Source organism: Streptacidiphilus jeojiense, assembly GCF_000719095.1.
GTDB lineage: Bacteria > Actinomycetota > Actinomycetes > Streptomycetales > Streptomycetaceae > Streptacidiphilus > Streptacidiphilus jeojiensis.
In genome coordinates this window covers 343,296-359,226 of sequence record NZ_JOEH01000004.1, presented here as the reverse complement: position 1 = coordinate 359,226, position 15,931 = coordinate 343,296, and the positions used below count along the sequence as shown (strand labels likewise).

Below are 15,931 nucleotides of genomic sequence, written 5' to 3'. Positions count from 1 at the left end.
AGTAAGGAACCTAGGATGACGGTTCTGGAGCGATGCCCCAACCGCAGCCGAAAAAACCGGGTACGGCGTACGCAGATTGTGTCTATGCTCTGCCTGTAAGCGCTCTCCCTGTAACGCCGTCACCCCTGCGGGCGATGGCCCACCGCCACCCCTCCCGCCCTCGTCCTGAGAGACTCGCGTGCTGATCCGACTCCTGCGGGCCCATCTGGGCCCCTACACCAGGCCCATCGGCGTCCTGGTGCTGCTGCAGCTGATCCAGACCATCGCCACCCTGTACCTGCCGACCCTGAACGCCGACATCATCGACCAAGGCGTGATCAAGGGCGACACCACCTACATCCTGCAGACCGGCGGGATCATGCTGGGCGTGACGGTGGCCCAGGTCGTCTGCGCCGTCGGCGCGGTGTACTTCGGAGCCCGTACCGCCATGGCGCTCGGCCGGGACATCCGCGCCTCGGTCTTCGACCGGGTGCAGTCCTTCTCCGCCCGCGAGGTCGGCCGCTTCGGGGCGCCCTCGCTGATCACCCGCTCCACCAACGACGTCCAGCAGGTCCAGATGCTGGTGCTGATGACCTTCACGCTGATGGTCTCCGCACCCATCATGTGCATCGGCGGCATCATCCTGGCGCTCAACCAGGACGTGCCGCTGTCCTCGCTGCTGGTCGCCATCGTCCCGATCCTCGGCATCATCATCGCGATGATCGTCAAGCGGCTGCGGCCGCTGTTCCGCGCCATGCAGGTCAAGATCGACTCGGTGAACCGGATCCTGCGCGAGCAGATCACCGGGCTCCGGGTGATCCGCGCCTTCGTCAAGGACACCCATGAGCGCGAGCGCTTCGACGAGGCCAACGCCGACCTCACCGAGACCGCGGTCCAGGTCGGCAAGCTGCTGGCGCTGATGTTCCCCATGGTCATGATGGTGGTGAACATCTCCAGCGTCGCGGTGATGTGGTTCGGTGCGCACCGCATCGACAGCGGCGGGATGCAGATCGGCGCCCTCACCGCCTTCCTCAGCTATCTGATGCAGATCCTGATGTCGGTGATGATGGCGACCTTCATGTTCATGATGGTGCCGCGGGCCGAGGTCTGCGCCGAGCGCATCGAGGAGGTCCTGGACACCGAGACCACGGTGCTGCCGCCGCTCGCCCCGGTCCGCGAACTGCGCCGGGCCGGCTTCCTGGAGCTGCGGGACGTCGAGTTCCGCTACCCCGGCGCCGAGTCGGCGGTGCTGCGCCATGTCAGCATCAGCGCCCGGCCCGGCGAGACCACCGCGGTGATCGGCAGCACCGGCAGCGGCAAGACCACCCTGCTCACCCTGATCCCCCGGCTGTCCGACGCCACCGACGGCAGCGTGCTGGTCGACGGCGTGGACGTGCGCGACCTGGACCCGGCGCTGCTGGCGAAGACCGTCGGCCTGGTCCCGCAGAAGCCGTACCTGTTCACCGGCACCGTCGCCACCAACCTCCGCTACGGCAACCCCGACGCCACCGACGAGGAGCTGTGGGCCGCGCTGGAGACCGCGCAGGCCAAGGACTTCGTCCAGGCGCTGCCCGAGGGCCTGGACGCGCCGATCGCGCAGGGCGGCACCAATGTCTCCGGCGGACAGCGCCAGCGCCTGGCCATCGCCCGGGTACTGGTCCGCCGCCCGGAGATCTACCTCTTCGACGACTCCTTCTCCGCCCTGGACTACGCCACCGACGCCCGGCTGCGCGCCGCCCTCTCCCACGAGACCGCCGAGGCCACCGTCGTCATCGTCGCCCAGCGCGTCTCCACCATCCGTGACGCCGACCGCATCATCGTCCTGGACGAGGGCGAGGTCGTCGGCACCGGCACCCACCGCGAGTTGATGGACAGCAACGAGACCTACCGCGAGATCGTCCTCTCCCAGCTCACCGAGGAGGAGGCGGCATGAGCGACTCCGAACAGGCTTCCGAGGCGGCGGCAGCGGCCAAGCGCCGCGGCCCCGCTCCCATGCCGGGCCCGGGACGCTTCATGGGCGGCGCACCGGTCGAGAAGTCCATGCACTTCAAGGCCTCCGGCAAGCGGGTGCTCGCGCTGCTGCGCCCCGAACGCGCTCTGATCGCCGCCGTGCTGGCGCTGGCCGCGGTCAGCGTCACGCTGTCGGTGATCGGCCCCAAGATCCTCGGCCATGCCACCGACCTGATCCTGGCCGGGGTCTTCGGCCGGCAGATCCCGGCCGGCACCAGCCAGGCCCAGGTGGTCGCCGGACTGCGGGAAAAGGGCGAGACCAAGCAGGCCGACCTGCTGTCGGCGATGAACATCCACCCCGGCCACGGCATCGACTTCCACGCCGTCGGCACGGTGCTGCTGTGGGTGCTCGCCATCTACGTCTTCGCCGGCATCTGCGGCATCGTCCAGGCCCGGCTGGCCAACCGCGCCCTGCAGCGCGCGGTGAACCGGCTGCGCCGCGACGTCGAGGAGAAGATCGGCCGGCTGCCGCTCAGCTACTTCGACCAGCAGCCGCGCGGCGAGGTGCTGAGCCGGGTCACCAACGACATCGACAACATCGGCCAGACCCTGCAGCAGACGCTCAGCCAGATCGTCACCTCGCTGCTCACCATCGTCGGCGTGCTGACGATGATGTTCTACATCTCCTGGCTGCTCGCGCTGATCGCCCTGATCAGCGTGCCGGCCTCGGTCTTCGTCGCGGCCAGGGTCGGCAAGCGGGCCCAGCCGCAGTTCGTGGCCCAGTGGAAGACCACCGGCAGGCTCAACGCCCACATCGAGGAGATGTACAGCGGGCACGCGCTGGTCAAGGTCTTCGGCCGGCAGGAGGAGTCCGCGGAGATCTTCAAGGAGCAGAACGAGAAGCTCTACGCCTCCAGCTTCAAGGCGCAGTTCATCTCCGGCCTGATCCAGCCCTGCATGATGTTCATCGGCAACATCAACTACGTGCTGGTGGCCGTGGTCGGCGGCCTGCGGGTCGCCTCGGGGGCCCTGTCCATCGGCGACGTCCAGGCGTTCATCCAGTACTCCCGGCAGTTCAGCCAGCCGCTGACGCAGGTGGCGAGCATGTCCAACCTGGTGCAGTCGGGCGTCGCCTCCGCCGAACGCGTCTTCGAGCTGCTGGACGCCGAGGAGCAGGCCCCCGACCCGGTCGAGCCGCTGCGTCCGACCGAACTCCGCGGCGAGGTCGCCTTCGAGAACGTGGCCTTCCGCTACCAGGCGGACAAGCCGCTGATTGAGGACCTCTCGCTGACCGCCGAACCCGGCCACACCGTCGCCATCGTCGGCCCCACCGGCGCCGGCAAGACCACCCTGGTGAACCTGCTGATGCGGTTCTACGAGGTGACCGGCGGCCGGATCACCCTGGACGGGGTGGACGTGGCCCGGATGGACCGCGAGGAGCTGCGAGCCAACATCGGCATGGTGCTCCAGGACACCTGGCTGTTCGGCGGCACCATCGCCGAGAACATCGCCTACGGCCGGGCCGGAGCAACCCGCGAGGAGGTCGTCGAGGCGGCGAAGGCGGCCCATGTGGACCGCTTCGTCCGCACCCTCCCGGACGGCTACGACACCGTCATCGACGACGAGGGGACGGGCGTCAGCGCGGGCGAGAAGCAGCTGATCACCATCGCCCGGGCGTTCCTGGCGGAGCCGTCCATCCTGGTCCTGGACGAGGCCACCAGCTCGGTGGACACCCGCACCGAGGTCCTGATCCAGCGCGCCATGGCCACCCTGCGCAGCGGCCGCACGGCCTTCGTCATCGCGCACCGGCTCTCCACCATCCGCGACGCGGACACCATCCTGGTGATGGAGAACGGCGCGATCGTCGAACAGGGCAGCCACAGCGAACTGCTGGCGGCCGGCGGCGCGTACGCGCGGCTCTACGCGGCGCAGTTCTCGCAGGCGGTGGCGGAGGTGGACTGACGGCCCGTCAATCCTGCTTGGAGCCCGGTGGCGCAGAGGTGCGCTGCCGGGCCCCCGCGCGTCACCGCCCGGACACCGCGTCGCCGAGCCAGGACAGCAGGTAGGGGGCGTAGGACGAGCGCACCAGCAGCCGGACCGCCGGCGGCTCCGTCGCACGGACCGTCAGCACCACCCCGGCCTGCGCCAGCAGGGTCTGCACACAGGTGCCGACGGGGGCGGCCCTCGGATGCAGGTCGATGGCGCAGCCCCGGGCCAGGACCTCGCGGACGTCCGGGCCGGTGAGGTCGAAGGCGGTGCGCTGGGCGGAGACGTCGGTGACCGTCCCGAAGTCGGGGGCGATGGCCTGCACCAAAGCGGGCCGGAGGCCGTCCGCGTCCGGGGCGGCGAGCAGCAGCCACTCGTCGGGGCCCAGCCACAGCAGGTCCACCGGACCCGCCTGGACCCAGATGCACGGCGTGGTCGGCAGTCCGGTGCCGAGGAGCTTCGCCACCGAGGCGGCCGCGGGCCCGTCCGGGTCCAGGCGCAGCGAGAGCTGGGTGAGCCGCGGAACTTCCGCCACTGCCACGTCGGTTGCCGTCTCAGCAGTCTCAGCCGTCACGACGGGCTCCTTCCTTGTCGTAGAGCACCGGATCGGTGATCAGCACCGGGTGGACGCCGTCCTCCAGCGGGACATGGATGGTGTCGCCGATGCACTCGCGGCCGGCCTTGACCAGGGCCAGGGCGAAGGTGCGCCCGAGCGCCGCGCTGCGGTAGCTGGAGGTGACATGGCCGTGCATGGGCACGGGCGGCGCCGGCAGCGTCGCGCCACTGATCAGCTGGGCGCCCTCGGGCAGCAGCAGGTCAGGGTCCTCCGGCAGCAGGCCGACCAACTGCTTGCGGTCGGTGCGCAGGTTCTCCGCGCGGGTGAAGGAGCGCTTGCCGAGGAAGTCGGGCTTCTTCTTCGACACCGCCCAGCCCAGGCCCAGGTCCTGCGGGGTGACCGTGCCGTCGGTGTCCTGGCCGATGATGGGGTAGCCCTTCTCGGCGCGCAGCACGTGCATGGTCTCGGTGCCGTAGGGGGTGATCCCGTACGGCTCCCCGGCGGCGAGCAGCGCCTCCCAGACCCGCAGCCCCTCCCAGCCGCGGACGTTGACCTCGTAGGCCAGCTCGCCGGAGAAGCTGATCCGGCAGATCCGGGCCGGCACCCCCGCCACCGTGGCGTCGCGCCAGGTCATGAAGGGGAAGGCGGCGTTGGAGACGTCCAGGTCGGGGGCGACGGCGGCCAGCACCGCCCGCGAGGCCGGACCCACCAGCGGGACGGTCACCCAGTGGTCGGTGACCGAGGTCAGGGTGACCCTGAGGTCCGGCCACTCGGTCTGGAGCCACTCCTCCATCCAGTCCAGCACCGTAGCGGCGTTGCCGGTGGTCGTGGTGAGCAGGAACTCCTGCTCGGCCACCCGGATCACGGTGCCGTCGTCCAGCACCATGCCGTCGACGCCGCACATCACGCCGTAGCGGGCCGATCCCGGCTTCAGCGTGCTCATCAGATTGGTGTAGACGCGGTCCAGCAGTTCGCCGGCGTCAGGGCCCTGGACGTTGATCTTCCCCAGGGTGGAGCCGTCCATCAGCGCCACCGACCCCCGGGCCGCGCGGCACTCGCGCAGTACGGCCGCCTCCATGGACTCCCCCGCGAGCGGGTAGTAGCGGGGGCGCTTCCACTGTCCGACGTTCTCGAACTCGGCGCCGTGGGCGGTGTGCCAGCCGTGCAGCGGGGTCACCCGGACCGGGTCGAAGAGCGCGCCGCGGTCCCGTCCGGCCAGCGCCGCGAAGGACACCGGTGTGTAGGGCGGGCGGAAGGTGGTGGTGCCCAGCGCGGCGATGTCCACCCCGAGGGCCTCGGCGACGATGCCGGAGGCGATCACGCCCGAGGTACGGCCCTGGTCGTGGGCGGTGCCGATGGTGGTGTAGCGCTTGACGTGCTCCACCGAGCGCAGCCCGGCCCCGGTGGCCCGCAGCACGTCGGCGACGGTGGCGTCGCGCTGGAGGTCGACGAAGCGGGGACGGGGGGCGCCGCCGTCCTGCTCGGACGGGTCGGGCACCGACCAGAGCACCAGTCCCGGGGTGGGCTCCGGCACGGGTTCGGTTGCCGGTGGCGGCAGTTGACCCACCGTCCGGGCGCCGTCGGCCAGGCACTCCGCGAGGGTGACGCAGCCCCGGGCGGAGCCGGCCACCCGGATCCCCGGCAGCTCGCCGTCGGGGAGGAAGGCTCCGCGCGCCGGGTCGTAGCGCAGTGCGCCCCGCGCATGGCTGTACAGGTGCGCCACCGGGTTCCAGCCGCCGGAGACCAGCAGCAGGTCGCAGTCGATGCCCCGGCGCAGGCCGTTCAGCTGCCCGCCCGCGTACGGCACGGTGTGCGCGCGGGTGATCCGCTCCGATCCGCTGGTGCCGGTCACCACCTCCCCGGCGCGCACCTCGATGCCGCGCCGGGCGCACTCCTCCGCCCACGCCTCCGGCACCCGCGGACGGGCGTCGACCACGGCCGCGACGGTCGCCCCGGCGTCGGCGAGGTCGACCGCCGCCCGGTAGGCGCTGTCGTCGGTGGTGCACACCACCACCTGACGCCCCGCCAGCACGCCGTAGCGGTGCAGATAGGTGCGGGCCGCACCGGCCAGCATGATCCCAGGACGGTCGTTGTCCGCGAACACCAGCGGACGCTCGTGCGCCCCTGTGGCCAGCACGATGCGCCCGGCCCGCAGCCGCCAGACCCGCTGCCGGGACATCCCCGCCGGGGCAGCGGCTCCCAGGTGGTCGGTCCGCCGCTCCAGGGCCAGCACGAAGCCGTCGTCGTAGCAGCCGAAGGCCGTGGTCCGGCCGAGCACCCGCACATCGGGGTGGCCGGCCAGCTCGGCGGCAGCCCCGGCGGCCCACTCCGGGCCCGGCCGGCCGTCCACCGTCTCGGCGCTGCCGAGCAGCGATCCGCCCGGCTGCGGCTGGTCGTCGAGCAGCACCACCCGCTGTCCGTCCCGCGCTCCGGCCAGCGCGGCTGTCAGCCCGGCCGGGCCGGCGCCGACCACCAGCAGATCGCAGTGGGCGTGCACCGCGTCGTAGCGCGCCGGATCGGGGCCGGGGGCGAGCCGGCCGCGTCCGGCCAGACCGCGCGCCACCAGTCCGGAGTACAGCTCCACCGTGGTGGCCTGCAGCATCGGTTCCGGGAACGGCGCCTCGATCTGCACCAGGGCCGAGGGTTCCTCGACACCGGCCGAGACGATGCCGCGCGGACGGCCGTACTCGATGCCGGTGGCCACCCGGTGCACGCCGTTGGCGAGCAGGGCCGAGGCCAGGGTGTCGCCGGGATGGCCGGTGTACGAGCGGCCGTCGAAGCGGAACTCCAGCTCGGTGCCCCGGTCGACCAGTCCGCGGCCGGGCAGGCGGAAGGGTGCGCTCATCGGCTCGACACCTCCGGACGCGGCTCGCCGCTGCGGTACACGGCCAGCAGTCGGTGCGTGGCGGTGTCGCGGACCGCGTTGAACCAGCGGCGGCAGCCGGCGTTGTGCAGCCAGCGCTCGGCGAACGGGCCCTTAGGGTTGTCCCGGAAGAAGACGTACTGCGCCCACTGCTCGTCGGTCAGGCCCTGCGGGTCCTCGGGGTAGGCGATATGGGCCTGGCCGCCGTAGTGGTACTCGGCCTCCTCGCGCGGACCGCACCAGGGGCAGGGGATGAGCTGCATACGTTGTCTCCTGTCGCGCGGAGGGTGTTCGGATTTCGGGTGCGGGAGCTGCCTGGCTTGTCGCGCAGTTCCCCGCGCCCCTGAGGTTGCGCAACCGGGCCAGTTGCAGACCCCCAGGGGCGCGGGGAACTGCGCGCCCAGCCCGCTACGGTCCGCAGCCGAGGGACCCCGCCTAGTGGGCCACAGCAGCCGCCCCGTGCTCGTCGACCAGTGCCCCGCTGGTGAAGCGTTCCAGGGTGAACGGTGCGTTGTAGGGGTGCGGTCGGTCATGGGCGACGGTGTGTGCGAAGCACCAGCCGACCCCCGGGGTGGCCTTGAACCCGCCGGTCCCCCACCCGCAGTTGAGGTAGAGGCCGGCCACGGGCGTGAGCCCGACGATCGGCGAGGCGTCCGGCGTGGTGTCCACGATCCCGGCCCAGCTGCGCAGCAGGTGCGCCCGGGCGAAGACCGGGAACAGCTCCAGCGCCGCCGCCATCTGCCGCTCGATGATGTGGAAGGAGCCGCGCTGGCCGTAGCCGTTCTGGCTGTCGATGCCGGCGCCCATGACCAGTTCGCCCTTGTGCGCCTGGGAGACGTAGACATGCACCGCGTTGGACATCACCACGGTGGGGTGGACCGGCTCCAGCAGCTCGGAGACCAGGGCCTGGAGCGGATGGCTCTGCAGCGGCAGCCGCAGCCCCGCCATTGCGGCCAGCACCGAGGTGTGGCCCGCCGCCGCCAGCGCGACCTTCCCGGTCGCGATCCGGCCCCGGGTGGTGTCCACCCCGACGATCCGCCCGCCGCGGATGTCCAGTCCGGTGACCTCGCAGTCCTGGATCAGGTCGATCCCGTACTCGTCCGCGCGGCGGGCGAAGCCCCAGGCGACGTAGTCGTGCTTGGCGATACCGGCGCGTGGCTGGTAGGTCGCGCCGAGCACCGGATGCCGCACGTCCGGCGAGGTGTTGACGATCGGGCAGACCTCGGCGACCTGCTCCGGCTCCAGCCACTCGGCGTCGACGCCGTTGAGCTGGTTGGCGTACACCCGCCGCCGGGTCTCCCTGACGTCCTGCAGGGTGTGGGCCAGGTTGAGCACCCCGCGCTGGCTGAACAGCAGCGGATAGCCGAGGTCCTCCTCCAGCCCCTCCCAGAGCTTGAGCGCGTGCTCGTAGATCGCCGCGCTCTCGTCCCAGAGGTAGTTGGAGCGGATGATCGTGGTGTTGCGCGCCATGTTGCCGCCGGCCAGCCAGCCCTTCTCCAGCACCGCGACCCGGCGGATGCCGTGGTTGCGGGCGAGGTAGTAGGCGGTCGCCAGGCCGTGGCCGCCGCCGCCGACGACCACCACGTCGTAGCCGGGAGCGGGATCGGGGTTGCGCCAGAGGAAGTCCGGATGCTCAACGTTGACCGGCGTCATGCGACTCCTTGGAATCCCTGCATGCGACGACTGATATACCAGTTGCTGCGCTACCGTAGGTCCCCCGTCGCAGCAGCGTCAAGGAGTCGAGGGAAGGACGCCGAGCCATGCCCGTCAGCAGCGCCACGGCCGCCCCCTCACTGGCCGAGCAGGCCTACCGGACCCTCACCGACCAGCTGGTGACCCTGCAGATCCGCCCCGGATCGCCGCTCAACGACGAGCAGTTGGCGCGGGAGCTGGGCGTCGGCCGGACCCCCGTCCGGGAGGCGCTGAAGCGGCTGGAGGCGGACCGCCTGGTCGTGGCCTACCCCCGTCGCGGCACCTTCGCGACCGAGGTGCACCTCACCGATCTGGGCCATGTCTCGGAGGTACGGCGGCAGTTGGAGCCGCTGGCGGCGGCCGCCGCGGCCCGCAGGTCGACCGCCGCGGACCGGGAGCTGCTCGCCGGGCTGGCCGATCTGGTCGCCGAGCGGAGCGGCCAACCGTCCACCACCCCGCTCGAGTTGATGCGCCTGGACCTGCGGCTGCACCGAGCCGTCTACGCCGCCACCGGCAACCCGTACCTGGAGTCCACCCTCGTCGGCTACGACAATCTGGCGACCCGGATCTGGTGCCTGTTCCTGGGCCGGCTCCCCGGGCTGGCCGGGCACGTCGGCGAACACAGCGAGCTGCTGAGCGCGGTCATCGACGGCGACGCCGAGCGCGCCGCGGCGTGTGCGACCGACCACGTCACCGGTTTCGAGATCGCGATCCGCGCCGTCCTCTGAGCGGGAAACCCACTGGAAACGCCTCGGCAAAAAGTCTTGTCATCAAAAGGTCTAACCTTATACCTTAACGCACCACGAACCCGGGCCCGCCCCGTCGGTTGATCCACCGTCATGCCCCGACTCCGCCACGAGGACCAACCATGGCCACTTCCAGCCACGACTCGCTCACTCAGGACGACGACAGACAGCTCGCCGAACTCGGTTACAAGCCGGAGCTGAACCGCTCCTGGTCCGGCTTCTCGAACTTCGCCATCTCCTTCTCCGTCATCTCCATCCTCAGCGGCTGCTTCACCAGCTTCTTCGTCGGCTGGAACAGCGGCGGCCCGGTGGCCATCGCCTGGGGCTGGCCGCTGGTCTCGGCGTTCATCCTGGTCATCGGGGTGTGCATGTCCGAGCTGGTATCGGCCTACCCGACCTCGGGCGGCATGTACTTCTGGTCGGCGAAGCTCGGCAGCGTCAAGGCCAGCTACTACACCGGCTGGCTGGACTTCATCGGGCTGCTGGCGATCACCGCCTCCGTCTCCTACGGGTGCGCGACCTTCATCGACTCCACCATCGGTACCTTCAGCAGCAGTTGGGCCTCGCACTACTCGCTGGACCGGGTCTTCCTGATCTTCCTCGGTGTGCTCGCCGCGGTCGCGCTGATCAGCATCTTCTCCAGCCACCTGCTGGCGCTGCTGAACAACATCTCGGTGTGGTGGCACGTGGCCGGCGTCGCCGTGATCATCGTCATCCTGCTGGCCCTCCCGCACCACCACCAGAGCGTCGCCGCGGTGTTCACCCACACCGTCAACAACACCGGCTTCTTCGGCGGCCACACCAGCGGCCTCGGCTTCCTCTTCTACGTCCTGCCGCTGGCCGCGATCCTGCCGCAGTACACCATCACCGGCTACGATGCCTCCTGCCACCTCTCCGAGGAGACCGTCGGCGCGGCCGACTCCGCGGCCAAGGGCATCTGGAAGTCGATCCTCTACTCCGCCATCGGCGGCTGGGTGCTGATGCTCAGCTTCCTCTTCGCGGTGCAGGACCCGGCCAAGGTGACCGCGGCCGGCGGCGGCGTCGCCACCGTGCTCACCCAGGCGCTCAGCCCCAACTGGGCCGGCTTCGTGCTGCTGGTCTCCTCGGTCGGCCAGTTCTTCTGCGCCGTCGCCTGCATGACCAGCATCACCCGGATGCTGTACGCGTTCAGCCGGGACGGCGCGGTGCCCGGCGCCCGCTACTGGACCAAGCTGACCAGCAAGCAGGTGCCGGTCTACGGCATGCTGGCGGTCGCGGTGCTGGCCGTGCTGCTGACCCTGCCCGCGCTGGTCACCGTGGACATCAACGGCGCCCCGGTCCCGGTCGCCTTCAACGCCATCATCTCCATCGGCGTGGTCGGCCTCTACCTCTCCTTCGCCATCCCGATCTTCCTGCGCTGGCGGGCCGGCGACGCCTTCAAGCCGGGCGGCTGGACCCTCGGGGCCAAGTACAAGTGGCTCTGCGTACTGGCCCTCGCCGAGATCGCCGTCACCACGGTGATCGCGGTACTGCCCACCTCGCCCGGTGGGATGCCCGGCAACTCCGGCTTCAGCTGGAAGTACGTCAACTACACCCCGCTGGTCGTGGGCGGCGCGCTGATCCTGCTCTGGGCGGCCTGGCACCTGTCGGTGAAGAAGACCTTCACCGGGCCCAGGCAGACCATCGACTCCCCCACTGACCTGGACACCGTCACCGGGTGATCCACTGGTTACCATCGGAGCCTGAGCTCCACCCCTCCGGCCGGTCCGAGAGCGACCCGGCCGGAGGGGCACACCAGGGAAAGGGTGCGGTGTCCGACCTCTCGGCGTTCCTCAGGCTCCCCGGGTCGGAGACGGCGGCCCGTGCCGAGCTCGTCGTCCAGCAGCTGGAGACGGCCGTCTCCATCGGCCTGCTGGTGCATGGCCAGCGGCTGCCGCCCGAGGGCGAGCTGGCGTCCCAACTCGGCGTCTCCACCGGCAGCCTGCGCCAGGCGCTGACCATCCTGCGGCAGCGCGGGGTGATCCGGACCAGGGCCGGGCGCAACGGCGGCAGCGTCATCGACGGCTCCGCCGCCGTCTCCGCGGAGTCACTGACCGACCAGCTGCGCGCCCGGACCGGCGAGGAGCTGCGCGACCTCGGCGACCACTGCGCGGCCGTGCTGGGGGCGGCGGCCCGGCTGGCCGCCGCCCGGGCCTGCGAGCAGGACCTCGACGAGCTGCGCAGCCATGCGGCCCGGTTCCGCACCGCCGTGGTGACCGACGATCTCGGCGCCTGCCGCCGCAGCTACAGCCGCTTCCGGATCCACCTCGGCGTGGCGGCCCGCTCGCCCCGGCTGACCGTCCAGCTGGTGCAGCTCCAGGGCGAGTTCGCCCCGCTGCGGTGGGCCGCGGCGGAGACCGTCACGGCGCGCAAGCGGGTCGACGAACGGCAGGTGGCCATCCTGGACGCGGTCGAGGCCAAGGACGGCGCCGCGGCGCAGAGCCTGGCGGTGGGTCACCAGGAGGAGGAGACCCGGAGGCTGATCGACCGCCACCTCGCCCTGCTGGCAGACGGGTAGTCCCGGTCGGAACGGCCGCCTCAGCTCCGCTGGGCGTACCTCGTCGGCGGCAGGCCGACCACCGCGGTGAAGTCGCGGCTGAGGTGGGACTGGTCGGCGTACCCGAGGTCGGCGGCCAGCGCGGCCCAGTCGACGGAGCCGGACTCCGCCCGCTGCGCGGCCTCGTGCAGTCTGGCCCGGCGCAGCACCCATTTCGGGCTTGCGCCCACGTACTCGGCGAACAGCCGCTGCAGGGTGCGGACCGAGACCCCGCAGCGGTCGGCCAGCTGCTCGACCCGGACCAGGTCGCGGTCGCGGCCCGCGGTCTCGACCATGGCGGCCACCTCGGCCGTCTGCGGATCCGGTTCGGGCAGGAGCGGCAGCAGGAAGGCCTCCGCCAGGGCGGCCGTCCCGGCCGGGTCCTCCAGGGCCAGCAGCCGCCGGTTGGTCTCCTGCACGACCGGACCGAAGAGCCGGTCCGCTGGCACCACCCGGTCGGACAGCTCCTGGACCGGGCGTCCCCAGAACGGCCGGAAGCCGCCGGGCCGGAACTTCACCCCGAGCGCCTGGCCGCGCCCTTCCAGCCGCCGCACGAACAGCCCGCGGTCCACCCCGTACACCGCCGCCACCGGCTCCTCGAACACCAGGTGCACATTGGGGTGGGACAGCACCTTCTGGTCGTACGGGGGCTGCCCGCGCAGATCCCAGCGGACGTGCCAGTGGAACTCCACGAACGGTTCCAGCGCCGGCGTCGGCGGGAACGTCGTCAGGACGGAGTGGGCCGCCGCGCGCTTCGGGCGCAGCACTCCGCGGGCCCGCTCGATGGCGGACCCGGCCCCGTCGGGCGTGCCGTCCGCGTCCGTGCCGGTCATCGGGGACCAGCCTAGCTGTCGCGTTTCTTCAAGACAGCGGAACCGGGCCCGCCTAGCGTGGACCGCATGACGAATCTTCTTCCCCAGCTCACCGCCGCCGCCGACGAGGCCGCCAGGATCGCCCGCGGTGTCACCGCCGACCAGCTCGCCGACCCCACTCCGGACACTGAATGGGATGTCAGGACCCTTACCAACCATCTGGTGCTCTGGACCTCCTACAACTTCGAACTCCGCGCCCGTGGCGAGTCCGTCCCCGACGACTGGCAGCAGCGCGACTTCACCGCCGAGCCCGGTTGGGCGGACGCCTACGCCCAGCAGTTGGACCGGGCCCTGGCCGCCTGGTCGGATCCGGCCGTCTGGGAGGGCGAGGTCAAGATGGGCGACTCCTCGATGCCGGCCGCCGCCGTCGCGGGCATGATCCTGCTCGAACTGGTGCTGCACGGCTGGGAACTGGCCGTGGCCACCGGCCAGGAGTTCCGGATCCCGGGCACGGTGGACGCCGCCGTCCTCGGCCTGGTGGAGGAGTACGCCGGGATGTACCGGCAGTACGAGGGCTTCGCCGAGGCCAGGCCGACCGAGCCCGACATGACCATGTTCGACCGCGCCCTCGCGCTCTCCGGCCGCGACCCGCACTGGAGCGCGGCGTAGCGCGGACCGGACGGGGGAGGACGACGTCGGGCGGCTTCCGGAAGCATGCTTCCGGAGGGCGCCCGACGTTCGTGTTCTGCCGTTCTGTCCTGCTACTTCTTCTTCTCGGAGGGGGCGTCGGCGTCCGTCGACAGCGCCGCGATGAAGGCCTCCTGCGGGACCTCGACCCGGCCGACCATCTTCATCCGCTTCTTGCCCTCCTTCTGCTTCTCCAGCAGCTTCCGCTTCCGGGAGATGTCACCGCCGTAGCACTTGGCGAGGACGTCCTTGCGGATGGCGCGGACCGTCTCACGGGCGATCACCCGCGAGCCGATGGCGGCCTGGATCGGCACCTCGAACTGCTGACGCGGGATCAGCTTCTGCAGCTTCCCGGCCATCATCACGCCGTAGTTGTAGGCCTTGTCCTTGTGCACCACCGCGGAGAAGGCGTCCACCGCGTCGCCGTGCAGCAGGATGTCGACCTTCACCAGGTCCGCCGACTGCTCGCCGATCGGCTCGTAGTCGAAGGAGCCGTAGCCGCGGGTCTTGGACTTCAGCTGGTCGAAGAAGTCGAACACGATCTCGGCGAGGGGGAGGGTGTAGCGCAGCTCCACCCGGTCCTCGGAGAGGTAGTCCATGCCCTGCAGATTGCCGCGCCGGGCCTGGCACAGCTCCATGATCGCGCCGACGAACTCGTTGGGCGCCAGGATGGTGCCGCGCACCACCGGCTCGTTGACCTCGGTGATCTTGCCGCCGGGGAACTCGCTGGGGTTGGTGACGGTGATCTCGCTGCCGTCCTCCATCACCACCCGGTAGACCACGTTGGGCGCGGTGGAGATCAGGTCCAGGTTGAACTCGCGCTCCAGCCGCTCCCGGATGATCTCCAGGTGCAGCAGGCCGAGGAAGCCGCAGCGGTAGCCGAAGCCCAGTGCCACCGACGTCTCCGGCTCGTAGACCAGCGCGGCGTCGTTGAGCCGCAGCTTGTCCAGCGCGTCCCGGAGCAGCGGGTAGTCGGAGCCGTCCAGCGGGTAGAGGCCGGAGAACACCATCGGCCGCGGGTCCTTGTAGCCGCCCAGCGCCTCGGTCGCACCCTTGTGCATCGAGGTGATGGTGTCACCCACCTTGGACTGCCGGACGTCCTTCACCCCGGTGATGATGTAGCCGACCTCGCCGACGCCCAGGCCGTCCGCGACCTTGGGCTCCGGCGAGATGACGCCGATCTCCAGCAGCTCGTGGGTGGCGCCGGTGGACATCATCGCGATGCGCTCGCGCTTGGTGAGCTCGCCGTCGACGACCCTGACGTAGGTGACCACACCGCGGTAGGTGTCGTAGACCGAGTCGAAGATCATCGCGCGGGCCGGGGCGTCCTTGACGCCGACCGGGGCCGGGACCTTCTTGACGACCTCGTCCAGGATCGCCTCGACGCCGAGACCGGTCTTGGCGCTGGCCAGCAGCACGTCCTCGGGCTCGCAGCCGATGATCCGGGCGAGCTCCTCGGCGTACTTCTCCGGCTGGGCGGCCGGCAGGTCGATCTTGTTGAGCACCGGGATGATGGTGAGGTCGTTCTCCAGCGCCAGGTAGAGGTTGGCGAGGGTCTGCGCCTCGATGCCCTGGGCCGCGTCCACCACCAGCAGGGTGCCCTCGCAGGCCGCCAGCGACCGGGAGACCTCGTAGGTGAAGTCCACGTGGCCCGGGGTGTCGATCATGTTCAGGATGTGCGTGGTGCCCTGCTGCTCACCGCTGTGCGGGGCCCAGGGGAGGCGCACCGCCTGCGACTTGATGGTGATCCCGCGCTCGCGCTCGATGTCCATCCGGTCGAGGTACTGGGCACGCATCTGCCGCGGGTCGACGACGCCGGTGATCTGCAGCATCCGGTCGGCGAGCGTGGACTTGCCGTGGTCGATGTGGGCGATGATGCAGAAGTTGCGGATCAGCGCCGGGTCGGTGCGGCTGGGCTCCGGGACGTTGACGGGGATGGCGGGCACTCAGGATCCAATGGTGTCGGTGGCGAGAGGCTAGCGATTGCCCCCATCGTCCCATGACCGGGGACCTCGCCGCTCATGCGCTCCTGCGCGCCCCCGCCGGGGACCGGCCCGGGCCGGCGGCCGGGAGCACACCGGGGCCACCGGGGACGCCCGGTGCGCC

Annotated in this window: 10 protein-coding genes and 1 pseudogene; 6 read left to right on the top strand and 5 right to left on the bottom strand. The window is 70.9% G+C overall.

Annotated features, from left to right (window positions below; translation table 11 throughout):
• Nucleotides 1-178: 178 nt before the first annotated feature.
• Both IF29_RS0106480 and IF29_RS0106475 read left to right on the top strand, forming a co-directional pair.
• A complete protein-coding gene (locus tag IF29_RS0106480) occupies nucleotides 179-1,912 on the top strand; it encodes an ABC transporter ATP-binding protein (RefSeq protein ID WP_030250818.1) in 1,734 nt (577 codons plus the stop codon).
• Nucleotides 1,909-3,891, top strand: coding sequence for an ABC transporter ATP-binding protein (locus IF29_RS0106475; protein WP_030250813.1), 1,983 nt, complete (start codon nucleotides 1,909-1,911; stop codon nucleotides 3,889-3,891). The genes IF29_RS0106480 and IF29_RS0106475 overlap by 4 nt, the downstream gene beginning before the upstream one ends.
• Before the next feature lie 61 nt (nucleotides 3,892-3,952).
• Here the strand turns inward: IF29_RS0106475 and IF29_RS0106470 are convergent, their stop codons facing one another.
• The 3 genes and pseudogenes from IF29_RS0106470 to IF29_RS0106455 form a co-directional block, all read right to left on the bottom strand.
• Nucleotides 3,953-4,489 carry a sarcosine oxidase subunit gamma gene (locus IF29_RS0106470; RefSeq protein WP_198037320.1) on the bottom strand — a complete coding sequence of 179 codons (537 nt, stop codon included), beginning with the start codon at nucleotides 4,487-4,489 and terminating at the stop codon, nucleotides 3,953-3,955.
• Nucleotides 4,479-7,597: pseudogene (locus IF29_RS0106465) on the bottom strand (sarcosine oxidase subunit delta family protein). Before IF29_RS0106465 ends, IF29_RS0106470 begins: the two are co-directional and overlap by 11 nt.
• A 172-nt stretch (nucleotides 7,598-7,769) precedes the next feature.
• Entirely contained in the window at nucleotides 7,770-8,987 is a 1,218-nt protein-coding gene (locus IF29_RS0106455) for a sarcosine oxidase subunit beta family protein (RefSeq protein ID WP_030250805.1), read from the bottom strand.
• Nucleotides 8,988-9,094: 107 nt separating this feature from the next.
• Here IF29_RS0106455 and IF29_RS0106450 point away from each other — a divergent pair, with 107 nt between their 5' ends.
• The 3 genes from IF29_RS0106450 to IF29_RS0106440 all read left to right on the top strand — a co-directional run bounded on the left by IF29_RS0106450 (nucleotide 9,095) and on the right by IF29_RS0106440 (nucleotide 12,308).
• On the top strand, nucleotides 9,095-9,754 hold the full coding sequence (locus IF29_RS0106450) for a GntR family transcriptional regulator (protein ID WP_030250799.1): 660 nt from the start codon (nucleotides 9,095-9,097) through the stop codon (nucleotides 9,752-9,754).
• Between the two features lie 140 nt (nucleotides 9,755-9,894).
• Entirely contained in the window at nucleotides 9,895-11,472 is a 1,578-nt protein-coding gene (locus tag IF29_RS0106445; protein ID WP_030250796.1) for an amino acid permease, read from the top strand.
• An 89-nt stretch (nucleotides 11,473-11,561) separates the two neighbouring features.
• A complete protein-coding gene (locus IF29_RS0106440; protein WP_051724955.1) occupies nucleotides 11,562-12,308 on the top strand; it encodes a FadR/GntR family transcriptional regulator in 747 nt (248 codons plus the stop codon).
• A 20-nt stretch (nucleotides 12,309-12,328) separates the two neighbouring features.
• Here the strand turns inward: IF29_RS0106440 and IF29_RS48455 are convergent, their stop codons facing one another.
• Nucleotides 12,329-13,159, bottom strand: a complete 831-nt coding sequence (locus tag IF29_RS48455) for a helix-turn-helix domain-containing protein (RefSeq protein WP_051724954.1) — start codon at nucleotides 13,157-13,159, stop codon at nucleotides 12,329-12,331.
• Between the two features lie 66 nt (nucleotides 13,160-13,225).
• Between IF29_RS48455 and IF29_RS0106430 the strand changes: the two genes are divergently transcribed.
• Nucleotides 13,226-13,807, top strand: a complete 582-nt coding sequence (locus IF29_RS0106430; protein ID WP_030250789.1) for a TIGR03086 family metal-binding protein — start codon at nucleotides 13,226-13,228, stop codon at nucleotides 13,805-13,807.
• Nucleotides 13,808-13,899: 92 nt separating this feature from the next.
• On the opposite strand, the gene lepA is transcribed toward IF29_RS0106430, so the two are convergent.
• Entirely contained in the window at nucleotides 13,900-15,771 is a 1,872-nt protein-coding gene (gene lepA / locus IF29_RS0106425) for a translation elongation factor 4 (protein WP_030250787.1), read from the bottom strand.
• Nucleotides 15,772-15,931: the final 160 nt, after the last annotated feature.